General features: G+C 71.7%; 13 protein-coding genes. 5 read left to right on the plus strand and 8 right to left on the minus strand.

Annotated elements, in window-relative coordinates; translation table 11 throughout:
• Nucleotides 1-80 precede the first annotated feature (80 nt).
• From DFJ68_RS15600 to rpmH, 7 genes are all read right to left on the minus strand, one after another.
• Complete coding sequence (locus DFJ68_RS15600) at nucleotides 81-1,142, minus strand: ParA family protein (protein ID WP_245963693.1); 1,062 nt, start codon at nucleotides 1,140-1,142, stop codon at nucleotides 81-83.
• Nucleotides 1,143-1,836: 694 nt separating this feature from the next.
• A complete protein-coding gene (rsmG, locus tag DFJ68_RS15605) occupies nucleotides 1,837-2,631 on the minus strand; it encodes a 16S rRNA (guanine(527)-N(7))-methyltransferase RsmG (RefSeq protein WP_121034522.1) in 795 nt (264 codons plus the stop codon).
• A gap of 27 nt (nucleotides 2,632-2,658) precedes the next feature.
• On the minus strand, nucleotides 2,659-3,162 hold the full coding sequence (locus DFJ68_RS15610; RefSeq protein ID WP_245963817.1) for a Jag family protein: 504 nt from the start codon (nucleotides 3,160-3,162) through the stop codon (nucleotides 2,659-2,661).
• A 428-nt stretch (nucleotides 3,163-3,590) separates the two neighbouring features.
• Complete coding sequence (yidC, locus tag DFJ68_RS15615; protein WP_121034523.1) at nucleotides 3,591-4,856, minus strand: membrane protein insertase YidC; 1,266 nt, start codon at nucleotides 4,854-4,856, stop codon at nucleotides 3,591-3,593.
• A 2-nt stretch (nucleotides 4,857-4,858) separates the two neighbouring features.
• Nucleotides 4,859-5,272: a membrane protein insertion efficiency factor YidD gene (gene yidD, locus DFJ68_RS15620; RefSeq protein ID WP_121034524.1), complete on the minus strand. Its 414-nt coding sequence runs from the start codon at nucleotides 5,270-5,272 to the stop codon at nucleotides 4,859-4,861.
• Complete coding sequence (gene rnpA / locus DFJ68_RS15625) at nucleotides 5,269-5,703, minus strand: ribonuclease P protein component (protein ID WP_121034525.1); 435 nt, start codon at nucleotides 5,701-5,703, stop codon at nucleotides 5,269-5,271. The genes yidD and rnpA overlap by 4 nt, the downstream gene beginning before the upstream one ends.
• A gap of 9 nt (nucleotides 5,704-5,712) precedes the next feature.
• On the minus strand, nucleotides 5,713-5,850 hold the full coding sequence (gene rpmH, locus DFJ68_RS15630; RefSeq protein WP_121035443.1) for a 50S ribosomal protein L34: 138 nt from the start codon (nucleotides 5,848-5,850) through the stop codon (nucleotides 5,713-5,715).
• A 1,351-nt stretch (nucleotides 5,851-7,201) separates the two neighbouring features.
• Between rpmH and dnaA the strand changes: the two genes are divergently transcribed.
• Nucleotides 7,202-8,563 carry a chromosomal replication initiator protein DnaA gene (gene dnaA / locus DFJ68_RS15635; protein WP_245963818.1) on the plus strand — a complete coding sequence of 454 codons (1,362 nt, stop codon included), beginning with the start codon at nucleotides 7,202-7,204 and terminating at the stop codon, nucleotides 8,561-8,563.
• A 71-nt stretch (nucleotides 8,564-8,634) separates the two neighbouring features.
• Nucleotides 8,635-8,850, plus strand: a complete 216-nt coding sequence (locus DFJ68_RS15640) for an RNA-binding S4 domain-containing protein (protein ID WP_372498853.1) — start codon at nucleotides 8,635-8,637, stop codon at nucleotides 8,848-8,850.
• 34 nt (nucleotides 8,851-8,884) lie between these two features.
• Here DFJ68_RS15640 and DFJ68_RS15645 read toward each other — a convergent pair whose 3' ends face one another.
• Nucleotides 8,885-9,931, minus strand: a complete 1,047-nt coding sequence (locus DFJ68_RS15645) for an NAD-dependent epimerase/dehydratase family protein (protein WP_121034528.1) — start codon at nucleotides 9,929-9,931, stop codon at nucleotides 8,885-8,887.
• Between the two features lie 123 nt (nucleotides 9,932-10,054).
• Between DFJ68_RS15645 and DFJ68_RS15650 the strand changes: the two genes are divergently transcribed.
• The 3 genes from DFJ68_RS15650 to gnd all read left to right on the plus strand — a co-directional run bounded on the left by DFJ68_RS15650 (nucleotide 10,055) and on the right by gnd (nucleotide 13,900).
• Nucleotides 10,055-10,819 (plus strand): TetR/AcrR family transcriptional regulator, encoded by a 765-nt coding sequence (locus tag DFJ68_RS15650; protein ID WP_121034529.1) that lies wholly within the window; start codon nucleotides 10,055-10,057, stop codon nucleotides 10,817-10,819.
• A gap of 656 nt (nucleotides 10,820-11,475) precedes the next feature.
• A complete protein-coding gene (gene dnaN / locus DFJ68_RS15655) occupies nucleotides 11,476-12,603 on the plus strand; it encodes a DNA polymerase III subunit beta (RefSeq protein WP_121034530.1) in 1,128 nt (375 codons plus the stop codon).
• Nucleotides 12,604-12,766: 163 nt separating this feature from the next.
• Nucleotides 12,767-13,900 carry a phosphogluconate dehydrogenase (NAD(+)-dependent, decarboxylating) gene (gene gnd / locus DFJ68_RS15660; protein ID WP_245963694.1) on the plus strand — a complete coding sequence of 378 codons (1,134 nt, stop codon included), beginning with the start codon at nucleotides 12,767-12,769 and terminating at the stop codon, nucleotides 13,898-13,900.
• The last annotated feature ends 23 nt before the right edge of the window (nucleotides 13,901-13,923 follow it).

Raw genomic sequence — 13,923 nt, forward strand, 5'->3', positions numbered from 1 at the left:
TGAAACCCTGGTGTTTCGGTGGACAACGCGTGATGTCTCACGTGAAACGCCTCACCCCTTGTTTCACGTGAAACGCGTAGTCACGTGCCGCCCTGCGCCCCACGGTCGGCGATTTCGCTCGCGGCCTCGAGGTAGGCCAAAGCTCCCGTGCTCGCGGCGTCGTACGTCATGACCGTCTCGCCAAAGCTCGGTGCCTCACTGATGCGCACCGACCTCGGGACTGTGGTGCGCAGCACCTCGGCCGGAAAGTGGGCGCGCACCTCGTCGGCCACCTGTGCCGACAGCCGGGTGCGGCCGTCGTACATGGTAAGGAGGATCGTCGACACGTGGAGATCAGGGTTGAGGTGTGACCGGATGAGCTCGATGTTCTTGAGCAGCTGCGACAGACCTTCGAGGGCGTAGTACTCACACTGGATCGGGATGAAGACCTCGCTCGCGGCCACCATCGCGTTCACCGTGAGCAGGCCGAGGCTGGGCGGGCAGTCGATGAACACGTAGTCGAAGGCCAGCCCGGCTCGGGTGGCGGCCTGGAGGGCACGGCCGAGACGCATCTCGCGCGCCACGAGGGACACGAGCTCGATCTCTGCGCCGGCCAGGTCGATGGTCGCCGGAGCACCGAAGAGTCCGTCCACCGTGGGGCACGGCTGGACGACATCCGCGAGTGGTGTGCCTTCGACGAGCACGTCGTAGATCGAGGGGACCTCGGCGTGGTGCTCGATACCGAGGGCCGTGCTCGCGTTCCCCTGGGGGTCGAGGTCGATGACGAGCACCCGGAGGCCGGACTGCGCCATCGCCGCGGCGATGTTCACGGTGGTCGTCGTCTTGCCGACGCCGCCCTTCTGGTTCGAGACCGTCAGCACCCGAGGTCCCGTGGGCACGGGGAAGCGTCGTCCGGTGAGCGCGATGCGGCGGCGGGCGTTGTCCGCGAGCTCGCGGGCGAGCGGGGTGTCACCGTCCATGGGCGGGATGACGGAGGCCACCGCAGCGCGGGACGTGTCGTCGTCGGGCGCCGCCGGGTCTACCGACGCGGGGACAGGCTCGGCGGGCGAGGATGCCACCGGCTCGACAGCGGTCTCCGCGACCGCGGACGCTGCGGCGGGACGCGCATCGCCGACGGCAGTGGTCTCCGGTGCGGTCACCATCGTCGTGTTCACCGTCGTCAGGGCCGGACCCGGCTCAGCCGGCCTCGCTGCGTTGTCTCGTGACGGCTCGACATCGGCCACGGTCCCCTGGGGCGTGGGGGCCAGAACGCGGTCGCCGTCCGAGGCACGGTCGCTCACACTCGGCGCCACGACATCCCCGGCGTCGTCCGCGGCGGTCGGCGACGCCGTGTCGGTGGTGAGGTCGGACGTCTCGTCCGTCGCGGCCCGACTGGCGGGGCTGTCCACGGCCCGCTCCCGTTCATCCGTAGGCGGCATCGACGACACGACCGACGACACCACCGACGACACCACCGACGGCACCGCCGGGTGCGAAACGTCGGTGTCCGCGTTGTGGCGAGCGGTGTCTCCGGCGGCCGACGTCTCCGTGACGAGCCCTCGGTCGCGTGTTTCACGTGAAACCGCCCGCAGGGACCACCCCAGCAGCCGCCGTGCCTCGTCGGGCTCCGGCTCACTGAGCCACCCCAGGCGCTGCTGCTCACTCACGTCGGTGCTACCTCCGGTCGACTGCGATCGGGTGCCACGACAGCGCCCGCCCGTAGCCTTTCACGGTGACGAGCAGGCGCGCCAACGCGGTGCACACGCGGCGACCGGGACGGCCCTCAATCACCGTCCGGTCGGACGCACCATTGGCGACGAAGGGTCTTCGCCGGGCTGTCCCCGGGGAGAAACGCCGTCAAGACGACGTACCCGGATCGCCTTTCGGTCGTCGACCGGGCGACGTCGAACCGCCGCGGGACCGCCCGGAGCCGCGGGTCCCGGCGGGGCGGTCCGCCCGACGCCGCGCGGACCCCGCGCTTCCTGGGGCCTCACGAGCAAGCCGGACGCGGTCGACCGCGGCGCCCACCCGCAGGGTCACGAGGTGCGTCGGTTCGATCAGCTCCTGTCCGACGAGCTCCGACGACATCTCGACGACGCCCAACGCGGCGAGGGAGGCTCGGTGCTCCTCCAGCTCCGTGGCGGCACGCTCACCCTTGAGGGCGAGGAGCCGGCCCTGCGGTTCGAGCAGCGGTAGGCACCACAGCGCGAGCTGACGCAGGTTGCTCACGGCGCGTGCCGTCACCCACGGGGCCGACACCTGGCCCCAGAGTGACTCAGCCCGAGCGGTGTGCACGGTCGTGTTGTCCAGCCCGAGCGCGGTGACGGTCTCGGACAACCACGTCGTCCGGCGCGCCAACGGTTCGACGAGGTGCACGTGCAGGTCCGGTCGGGCGATGGCGAGGACGACCCCGGGCAGCCCGGCGCCCGACCCCACGTCGATGAGCGGCTGCGTGGTGTCGGTCGTGGGGATGACCCGTTCCACGACGGCACAGTTGAGGACGTGCCGCTCCCAGAGCCGGGGTGTCTCGCGGGGCCCGATGAGCCCGTGCGAGGTCCCGGTGTCGGCGAGGATCTCGACGAACCGTTCGGCCAACGACAGACGCCCGCCGAACACCAGAGCGGCGTCGGCGGGCGTCGGGGGAAGTTCCACGTGAAACCAGCGACTCGGGGTCCGGCCTCAGGCAGGCAGGATGACGATGTGACGGCGGGGCTCGACGCCCTCCGACTCGGAGACGAGACCGGCTGCCGACACCTCGTCGTGGACGACCTTGCGCTCGAACGCGGTCATGGGATCGAGGCTGCGCCGCTCGCCCGTCTCCTTCACCTCGGCGATCGAGCGGTGGGCCAGCTCAACGAGGGCCGTGCGGCGCTCGGCCCGGTGGCCGGCGACGTCGAGCATGAGGCGGCTGCGCTCGCCCGTCTCGACCTGGACCGCGAGCCGGGTCAGCTCCTGCAGGGCCTCAAGGACCTTGCCGTCCGTGCCGACGAGACGACGGGGTACGCGCCCCTCCTCGGAGTCGACGATGGCCACCGCGGCGCGGTCACCGTCGACGTCCACGTCGATGTCGCCGTCGAGGTCCGCGATGTCGAGCAGCGTCTCGAGGAAGTCGGCGGCCACCTCACCTTCGCGCTCGAGCTGCTGCACCCGGGTCTTGCGCTTCGAGGGGGCGGTACCGTCCACGCCCGCCTCGGCGTCTTCCCCGTCCGCAGCGTCGTCGTCCGCGTCGTCGAGATCGCCGGCGGCCGGGCCCGCGGAGTCAGCGGCCTGCGCCGACTCCGCTGACTCCGCTGACTCCGCCGAGATGGTGTCAGTCTGCTCCGGCTGCGGCGTCGCGTCCGTGGTCGGCGACGTCGGGCTCGCCGCCGAGTCGGTCAGGTCGACCGGCTCGGCCGACGACGTCTGCTCTGCCGCGGGTGACTGGGTGTCCGTCACGTTCGTCTCCTTCGTTCACACGCCGTCCACATCCTGTGGAGAACCGCTGCGCTGCGGTGCCGGCCTGTCTGATGCGTCCTCGTCACCGAGGTCGCGGGTGGTTGGTGGGGGTCGGTCGGGGCCGCAGGCGCCGGCAGCAGACACTGCCGCTCCGCCCGGGGCCACCGGCCCAGGGGTCAGCGCGGGCTGGAGCCGCGCTTGCGCTTGCGGCCCGCCTGCGACTGGCGGGGAGACGTGGCCGTGCCGGGCCGAGCGGCACGCGAGCCGGGCGAGGTCGCCGAGGTCGCCGAGCCACCGGACCGGGATCCCGAGCTCCCCGTCGTCGCTCGGGCGCCGGCGACGGCCCCGTCACGGGTCGGGTCGGGCGCGGCGCCGTCGGCCACCAGGTCGGCATCCTGGCCGGCATTCTGATCGACGGCCACGTCAGCCCCGTCGGCATCCGAACTGGTGTTCGACGAACCGTTGGCGCCCACGACACCGGGGCGGGCCCCCTTGGCGCGCTTCTTGCCCTTCGGCTGCTGGCGCTGACCCGAGCGGGGCGCGTCGTCCTCGACCTCGTCGACGGCGGTGCCGAGGCCCGGGACGACGAGCTCCTTGACCGTCTTGCCCTTGCGCTTCATCCGCTCTCGCTGGGCCTTCTCCGCCTCCGAGCCGGGCGCCGGCATGTTGCGGATGACGTAGAACTGCTGGCCCATGGTCCAGAGGTTGGTGGTCAGCCAGTAGAGCAGGACACCGATGGGGAAGTTGATGCCGGAGATCATGAAGAAGAACGGCATGAGGTACAGCAGCACCTTCTGCTGCTTCGCGAACGGGTTGTCGAGCGCCGCCGCGGGCATGTTCTTGCGCATCAGCTGGTACTGCGTCGTGAACGTCGTCGCCGACATGAGCACGATGAGCACCGCGGTGAAGATCTTGACGTTGACGTCGGGGCTCGTCATGAAAGCGTCGGACAGGCGGGCGCCGAAGATCGTCGAGCTCTCGATCGTGCGCGCGACCTCGTTCGTGATCGGGCCGATACCGGGCTGCTTGCCCTCGGACTGCGCGCGCAGGTTGTTGAGCAGCTGGAAGAGGCCGAAGAAGAACGGGCTCTGGATGAGGATCGGCAGACAGCTGCTGAACGGGTTCGTCCCCGTGCGTCGGTAGAGGTCCATCATCTCGGCCTGCTGGGCCTTCTGGGACTCCGGGTCGCGCTTGCCCTTGTACTTCTTCTGGATCTTCTGCATCTCCGGCTGGATCATCTGCATCCGCCGTGAGCTGTGGATCTGCTTGACGAAGAGCGGGATGAGCAGCAGACGCACGACGACCGTGAGGCCGACGATCGACATCGCCCAGGCCCAGCCCGTGGGCAGCCCGACGAGGTCGAAGAGCCAGTGCCAGGCGTACATGACCCACGCCTCGCCGAGCTTGATCGGGTAGAGCAGGGTCTGCAGGAAGTCGAGCAAGGTCAGTCCTCTGTCGTTCGGCGGGCGGCCGCGCCGCTCACCACTGTGGGCTCATCATGCCGGATGCCGGTGGGCTCGCTCGGCGGAGCGGCCGCACCGGGCCGGAAGTCCTCGGGGTGGACGTCGTGACGTCCGGCCCACGTCGAAGGAACGGGGTCGACCCCGCCCGGGTTCCACGGGTGGCAGCGCCCGATGCGCCGGGCCGCCAGCCAGGTGCCGCGCACCGGTCCGAAGCGGGTCAGGGCCGTCACGGCGTACGCGGAGCAGCTCGGGTAGAAGCGGCAGGTCGGGGGCCGCATCGGTGAGATGACGCGCTGGTAGGACCGCACCCCGAGCACGAGGGGGCGGGCCAGCAGCCTGCCGACCCGGCCGGCGCCGTCATGGGCACCGACCTCCGGGGCCCGGTCCGCGCTCATCCGGCCGGTCCGGTCGCGGCGCGTCCATCCAGGCTGGTCGTCCGGCTCGTCGCCGGGCCGGCGGCCCGCGTCCGCTGCTCCAGCTTGCGCACCGCCGACTCGAGCTGCGTCGCGAGCGACGCCTCCAGCTCGTCCCAACCGGCTTGCGCCGAGGCGGGGTTGGCCCGCACGACGACGTCGACCCCGTGGGGGATGCCGGTCAGCCGGCTCGCGGTGGCCGCGCGCAGTCGCCGCTTGGTGCGGTTTCGCACCACGGCGTTGCCGACGGCCTTGGACACAACAAAACCGACGCGCGGCGGAGAGTCCGCTCGCGCATCGGCTCGGTTGGCATGCACGACGATGAGTCGCCCGCCTGCTCTGACGGCGCCACTCCCACGCACCGCCGACGTGAAGTCCGCCCGCTCACGCAGACGGTGCCGCGCCGGCAGCACGCCGGGGGCTCAGGCCGAGAGCTCGGCGCGACCCTTGCGGCGGCGGGCGCCGAGGATGGCACGGCCCGCGCGGGTGCGCATGCGCAGGCGGAAGCCGTGCGTCTTGGCGCGGCGGCGGTTGTTCGGCTGGAAGGTGCGCTTGCTCACGAGGTTCTCCGTAGTCTTCGTGCGTGTCTCGGTCCGCGTCCGACGCGAGCGGGTGCTGCTGCTCGCCGGAGCCTGGAGACGGGGGCTGTCGCGTTCGCCTGACGGATCGTCCTCCACCCGTGACGCGTCCCCGGCCCGACGGTGTCGGATGCGGTGGCTCCGTGTCGGAGCGCTGCGTCGCGGGCATGCGGAAGCCGCAGACACGCTGGGGCCACGATACGGGAGCCCGGGAAGGGGGGTCAAACCAGCCGTCCGGAGCCGAGGCCACCGCGGCCCGTGCGTCCCCGACTCTCGCCCGACAGCCGGCCGTCGCCCTCCGGTCGGCCGCGGCGGCGCGTCGACGAACCGCCCACCGTGACGCATCCTCGCCAGGACACAAGCCGACACGCCGGGAGGTCGCGAAATGATCACGGCACGCGGTTGTCACCGGCGCCCGGGTGTTGTTAGGTTCTGTCCTCTTGCATCGGGACGGTTCGTACACAGGTGTGGAGAAGCTTGTGGACAACTCTCGGTCTCGACGATGCGACCGGCATGATGTGGTCACCGGCCACGCCGGTCGTGCTCGCCTCGGGCGGTGAGGCGGTACCCGGTGGATGACGTGTGCCGACGCAGCGGCTCCCCCGGGGGCAGCCGGTCCGTCGTCGTTGGCCGCTACCCGTGGGTGGTCGGCCGCCGGGGACGTACCGTGTCGTGGGGCAGTCGCCGGGACGTCGTGGAGCCGGCGCTCGTCAGGATCGACGACAACGACAGCCACCACCGGCAGGGGCACGAGCACGACCGATCGACCGCAGGGCCAGGACGGACCCGGACCCGCGCAGCACGGCAACACAAGCAGCAGTCAGGGACAGGTGACCAGGTGGCAGAAGGGGACGTCGACTACGCAGACGTCTGGCGACAGACGATCGGCACCCTCGAAGCCGTCGGGGTCTCCAACCAGGAGCGCGCCTTCGTGCGCCTCTGCCGGCTCGTCGGGGTGCTCGACGGCACCGCCCTCGTCAAGGCACCCAACCCGATGACGAAGGGCGTGCTCGAGACGAAGGCCCGCGAGGCGGTCGTGCGCGCGCTGTCCGACCAGCTCGGCGGGCCGATGCAGCTGGCCGTGTCGGTCGACGAGTCGCTCGAGGTCGACGCGCACGCCGCCCCCGGATTCGACGGACTGCGCCAGCAGACGGGCGGCCGGTACGACGACGCCCCTCGCGACCGTGGGGGCCTCGACCCGGCCGACACCCGCGACCCGCGTCCGCTCTACGCCGTCGGTGGCGCCCAGGACCGGTTCGACCAGCAGTCCCACCAGCAGTCCCACCAGCAGTCCCACCCTGGCCAGTTCGGTCACGGGAGCGGGCCGGCCGGCATCCCCGGTCAGTCGAGCCCGGTCAGCGACCCGCTGCGCGACCTCGCCGACTCGGCCCCCGACCTCGACGGGGCGGACCTCGACGGCGCCGACGTCAACGGTTTCCACGGGTTCGGCGGCCACGGCTACCTCTCCGACCGCCACGACGCCCGCTACGGACAGCAGGGCCAGCCCGGCACGAACGGCTACGGCGACGGGAGCCGGCAGGGCGGCATCCCCGACGGCCGTGACCCGCGGTTGCACCACCTCACCGGCAACCCCCTCGACGACCGCCTGCGCGGCGGCGAGAGCGGTCCGTTGCGGCACCGCCCCGAGCCCTCGGCGCCGGCCGACACCCGGCTCAACCCGAAGTACACCTTCGACACCTTCGTCATCGGGGCCAGCAACCGCTTCGCCCACGCCGCCGCGGTCGCCGTGGCCGAGGCGCCGGCGAAGGCGTACAACCCGCTCTTCGTCTACGGCGAGTCGGGCCTCGGCAAGACGCACCTGCTGCACGCGATCGGGCACTACGCCCGCTCGATGTTCCCGAACGTGCGGGTGCGCTACGTGAACTCCGAGGAGTTCACCAACGACTTCATCAACAGCATCCGCGACGACAAGGCCAGCGCGTTCCAGGCGCGCTACCGCAACGTCGACGTGCTGCTCATCGACGACATCCAGTTCCTCCAGGGCAAGCTGCAGACCCAGGAGGAGTTCTTCCACACCTTCAACACGCTGCACAACGCGAACAAGCAGATCGTCATCACGAGCGACCTGCCGCCGAAGGAGCTCTCGGGCTTCGAGGACCGCATGCGCACTCGCTTCGAGTCGGGCCTGCTCACCGACGTGCAGCCGCCCGACCTCGAGACCCGCATCGCGATCCTGCGCAAGAAGGCGATCCAGGACCGCATGTCGGTGCCCGACGACGTCCTCGAGTACATCGCGACGAACTTCAGCACCAACATCCGCGAGCTCGAGGGCGCGCTCATCCGGGTCACCGCGTTCAGCAACCTCAACCGCCAGCCGGTCGACCTGCCGCTCGCCGAGATCGTCCTCAAGGACGTCCTGCCCAACGAGACGCCCAACCAGGTGACGGCGGCGACGATCATGGCCGTGTCGGCCGCCTACTACGCCGTGACGATGGAGGACCTCTGCGGCTCCTCCCGCTCGCGCCAGCTCGTCACGGCGCGCCAGATCGCGATGTACCTGTGCCGCGAGATGACCGACCTGTCGCTGCCGAAGATCGGTCAGCTCTTCGGCGGCCGCGACCACACGACGGTCATGCACGCGAACAAGAAGATCCGCGAGCTCATGAGCGAGAAGCGCGCCATCTACTCGCAGGTGACCGAGCTGACGAACCGGATCCGCCAGCAGTCGCACTGACCTCCCGCGCTCGGCACGACGTGCGGATGCCGGGTGGCCGGCGAGGGGCGGACGCCCCGTACCGTGGGGGTGTGAGCATCGTCGACGTCACCGTGAGCGAGAGCCCGATCCGGCTCGGGCAGTTCCTCAAGCTGGCCGGGCTCGCGGAGCACGGCGGCCACGCCAAGGCGCTGCTCGAGGCGGGCGAGGTGCGCGTCAACGGCGAGATCGAGGCGCGCCGCGGCCGGCAGCTGCAGCCCGGTGACGTCGTCGACGTCGGTGGCCAGCAGGCGCGACCCGTCGCCTGACGCGGGAGAGACGGCCGAGCCGGCCGAGCCGGCGTCAGGCGCCCGACGCCGCCCGCTCCCTGCCGACGAGCGCCTCCGGCCCGACCCGGTCGGCGATCGTCTCGGTGAGCACCTGCTCCCACGGGGTCGCGGTGAACCCGAAGACCCGCTCCGCCTCCGACGCGTCGAGCACGAACGGGCGCTCGAACTGGTGCCGGGTCTCACGCACCTCGCGGAAGAAGGGGATGACGAGCCCGAGCGCCGTCCCCACCGGTCGCGGCAGCCGAAGCACCCGACGCGGCCGGTGACCCGTGAGCCGGGCGACGTCGTCGGCCGCCTCCTGCACCGTGCGCGCCGCCGGGCTGGGCACGTGCCAGGGCCGGCCGAACACCTCCGTCCCCGAACCCGACTCCGCTCCGGACCCCGCTCCCTCGCCCGCCCGGGCGCACACGAGGGCGGCGAAGCGTCCAACGTCCGGGATGTAGGTCCACGTGTGCGGGACGTCGGTGCGACCCACCGGCATGAGCGCCCGCCCGCCCGCCGCCACCCGGTCGACGACGACGTCGCCGAGGTAGCTCGTCATCCGCGTCGCCCCCGGGCCGACGTAGTCGCTCGAGCGCAGCTCGGTGACCCGCACCCGACCGGCGCGCTGGGCCTCGAGGGCGGTCAGCCACATGTCGGCGCGCAGCCGGCCCTTGCTGCCCGTCGCCGCGAGGGGCGTCCACTCGGTCATCGGCCCGGCGACCTCCCCGTACTGGTAGAGGTTGCCGATGACGACGAGGGCGGCGGCGGTGCGCTCCGCCGCTTCGAGCAGGGCGGCCGCGACCGGCGGCCAGTCGGCGTCCCAGCGGTCGTAGCTCGGGGGGTTGACGGCGTTGACGATGCTGTCGGCCCCCCGCGCCAGCTGGACGAGCCGCTCCGCGTCGCCGGCGTCGGCGGCCACGACGGTGACAGCCTCAGTACCCCCGGGCTCCTGCTCCCACGGTCGCTGCGTCACCCGCCCCGAGCGGGAGGCGAGGGTGACCGTGTGGCCCAGCGCGACGAGGTGGGCGGTGACCGACCGGCCGATGCCGCCGGCCCCGACGACGAGGTGGTGTCCCATGACTGCTCCTTGAATAAGTGTGAGCACCGCTCACACTTTGATCATGCACCCCGGACCGACGAAAGACAAGAGCACTGCTCACATTCACTGGTCGGATGCCGGTCGGTGTGGCAGCGTGGCCGCGTGACCGACGACGACGCGCAGACCTCCCCCGCCCCGGGCAAGCGCGCCCGACAGCGTCTCGAGATCGAGGCCGGCATCCTGCGGGTGGCCCGTGAGCACCTCGCCCGACAGGGGCCGGCGGGCCTCAGCCTCCGCGCCGTCGCCCGGGACCTCGGGATGGTCAGCTCGGGCATCTACCGCTACGTCGAGAGCCGCGACGACCTGCTCACGCGCCTCATCGTCGACGCCTACACCTCGCTCGCCCACGACGTCCTCGCCGCGCACGACGCGGTCGACCGCGACGACCTGTCGGGCCGGTGGCACGCCATCGGCCGGGCCCTGCGCGCCTGGGCGCTCGCGCACCCCCACGACTTCGCCCTCGTCTACGGCACCCCGGTGCCCGACTACGTCGCCCCCCGTGAACGCACCGTCGAGCCGGGGACGGCGGTGCTCGCCGCTCTCGTCCGGCTGCTCCACGACGCCCACCGGGCGAGGCGGCTCGACACGTCCGGCTGGGGCCGGCCTCCACGGGCCCACCCGGACGACGCCGACGCGCCCGGCGACCTGCCCCGTCGGGCGGTCGGCTGGATCCTCGACGACCCGATGCTGGCGGAGGTGGACGTCCCGGCCGCCGGCCTCGTCCGGGGGGTCGCCGCCTGGACCCTGCTCATCGGGGCGGTGACGGGAGAGCTCTTCCACCAGCTCGGCCCGGTGCCCGATCCCGAGGCCCTGTTCCACTGCCAGCTCGACGTCGGGGAGCAGCTCGTCCTCACCCCACCCCCATGATCCACAACGTTCTCCACAGTTGTGTGGACAACGTTGTGGACGGCGTCTCAGGCCGTCGTGAGCGGGACGACCGCCCCGACGACCCCCACCTGTGGACAGACCCTGTGGACGGCTGAGCGTGACGACCCCGTCGACGGCCGCGGCGCCGTCCACACCCCACCTCCTCACCGCAGGCGACGCACGCGACGGCCACCCACGAGTCCCCACACCCCGTGGGGACCGCCTGGGGCCGACCCCTCCCTGCCTGTGGAAAACCCGAGCCGGGATGGGGAGCCACTGGGGGCGACGACTCGCCGTCCACAACCCGACCCGGACACCGGTCCGTCGTCCACACCCGCATCCACAGGGCGAAACGCGACGCGACCTGCGACGACGGCACTTCTCCCCACCGTCCACACCACCGATGACCACGACGAGACCCCAGAGATGGAGCGAAGCCCCGAGAACGACACCCGACCGACCCGACATGACCCGACCCAGCCGCAAGCCATGACGACGACCCCGCCTGGACAGCCGCCTGACGGCCGACGAATGACAAACGAACGCCCGACGAGGGTGGACGCCCGTCCACGCGTTGCCGCGGTCCCGTGGTGCGCGTGCTCCCGCACCGGATAGGGTCTGAGCCCCATCTGTCGTTGTCGTGAAACGAGTGCACCGTGAAGTTCCGCGTCGAGCGTGACGTCCTGGCCGAGGCCGTGACCTGGGTCGCCCGCGGGCTGCCCGCCCGCCCGCCGGTGCCCGTCCTCGCCGGCGTGCTCATCGAGGCCTCCGACGACGGGTCGCTCACCCTCTCGGCCTTTGACTACGAGGTGTCCGCCCGCATCACCGTCGCCGCCGACGTCGCCGAGAGCGGCACGGTGCTCGTCCTCGGGCGCCTGCTCGCCGACATCTCGCGCAACCTGCCGAACAAGCCCATCGACATCGCCACCGACGGCACGAAGGTCAACGTCACGTGCGGCAGCTCGCGCTTCAGCCTGCGCGAGATGCCGGTGTCCGACTACCCCACCCTGCCCGCCTCGCCCGAGGCGAGCGGCACCATCGCCGGTGACGTCTTCACCCAGGCGGTGGCCCAGGTCTCCGTCGCCGCCGACCGCGGCGACACCCTGCCGATCCTCACCGGTGTGCGCATGGAGATCGAGGGCGAGAAGGTCACCCTGCTCGCCACCGACCGCTACCGGCTCGCGATGCGCGAGCTGACGTGGAGCCCGTCGGCCACCGACGCCAGCCACGTCGCGCTCGTCCCGGCCCGCCAGCTCTCCGACACGGCCAAGTCGCTGGGCGCCTCCGGCTCGGTCGAGCTCGCCCTCGGCCAGAACGGCGACGGGCTCATCGGCTTCGAGGCCGGGCGTCGTCGCACGACCACCCGCCTGCTCGACGGCGAGTACCCCAAGGTCACCTCGATCTTCCCGACCTCCGTCGACACCGAGGCCGTCATCGAGACCGCCGCCCTCGAGGAGGCGGTCAAGCGCGTCGCCCTCGTCGCCGAGCGCAACACGCCCGTCCTGCTCAAGTTCACCGACGGCCAGGTCGCGATCGAGGCCGGCACCGGCGACGACGCCCAGGCCTCCGAGGCGCTGGAGGCGACGTTGACCGGCCCCGACATCCAGATCGCGTTCAACCCCCAGTTCCTCCTCGACGGCCTCCACGCCGTCGGCACCCCGTGGAGCCGGCTCTCGTTCACCCAGCCGAGCCGCCCCGCCGTGCTCACCGGCCAGGCGGAGGCCGACTCCGAGGCCGACGCCTCCTACCGCTACGTCCTCATGCCCGTCCGCTTCGCCAGCTGACCGGCGTCCACTGCTCCCACCAGCGATCCCACCCAGCCGCCCACCCACCGTCACCGACGCACCCGCGCAGCTCCCGGCATCCGACACCGACGCCCCGTCGGTCCGGATGCCGGTGGGCTGGGTAGCCTCGGGGGCACAGTCCCGCGCGAAGGAAGGCACCACGATGCAGCTCGGTCTGATCGGTCTCGGCAAGATGGGCGGCAACATGCGCGAGCGGCTGCGCCGCGCGGGCCACGAGGTCGTCGGGTACGACCGCAACCCCGACGTCGCCGACGTGCGCACCCTGCCCGCCCTCGTCAAGGCGCTCGAGGCGCCCCGCGTCGTCTGGGTGATGGTGCCCGCCGGCGACCCGACGCGCGAGACGGTCGCCAAGCTCGGCGAGCTGCTCGAGCCCGGTGACCTCGTCATCGACGGCGGCAACTCCCGCTTCACCGACGACGTCGAGAACGCGAAGATGCTGGCCGCCAAGAAGATCGGCTACGTCGACTGCGGCGTCAGCGGCGGCATCTGGGGCCTCGAGAACGGCTACGGCCTCATGTGCGGCGGCGACAAGAAGTGGGTCAACCGAGCCATGCCCATCTTCGACGCGCTACGCCCCGACGGCCCGCGCGACGAGGGCTTCGTCCACGCCGGAAAGGTCGGCGCCGGGCACTACACGAAGATGGTGCACAACGGCATCGAGTACGGCCTCATGGCCGCGTACGCCGAGGGCTTCGAGCTGCTCGAGAAGAAGGACATCGTCACCGACGTCCCCGGCGCGTTCAAGGCGTGGAGCCGCGGCACCGTCGTCCGCTCCTGGCTGCTCGACCTCATGGTCGACGCGCTCGAGGAGAACCCGCACCTCGACGACGTCTCCGACTACACCAACGACTCCGGCGAGGGCCGCTGGACCGTCGAGGAGGCCATCGCCCTCTCGGTGCCGATGCCGGTCATCAGCGCCTCGCTCTTCGCCCGCTTCGCCTCGCGGCAGCAGAGCTCGCCGACGATGCAGGCCGTCGCCGCGCTGCGTGGCCAGTTCGGCGGCCACCAGGTCATGTCGGTCGCCGAGGGCGAGAGGCTGCGTCAGGGCGAGGTGCCCGCGACCGCGAAGAAGTCGGCCGCCAAGGAGTCGCCGACGAAGCAGGCGGCCAAGCGTGGCTCGGCCAAGCGCGCGAGCAGCAAGGCCGCGGCGACCGCCTCGAAGGCGAACGTCGCGACCGCGCGCAAGAAGGCGTCGACCCGCGGCGCGACGTCGACGCAGCCCACCGACACCGTCGACTCCGCCCAAGGGCAGAAGCGCGCGGCGAAGCAGGCCTGACCGGGGGCCTTCGCCGCGCAGCC

The sequence above is a fragment of the Terracoccus luteus genome, assembly GCF_003635045.1.
Taxonomy (GTDB): Bacteria; Actinomycetota; Actinomycetes; order Actinomycetales; family Dermatophilaceae; genus Terracoccus; species Terracoccus luteus.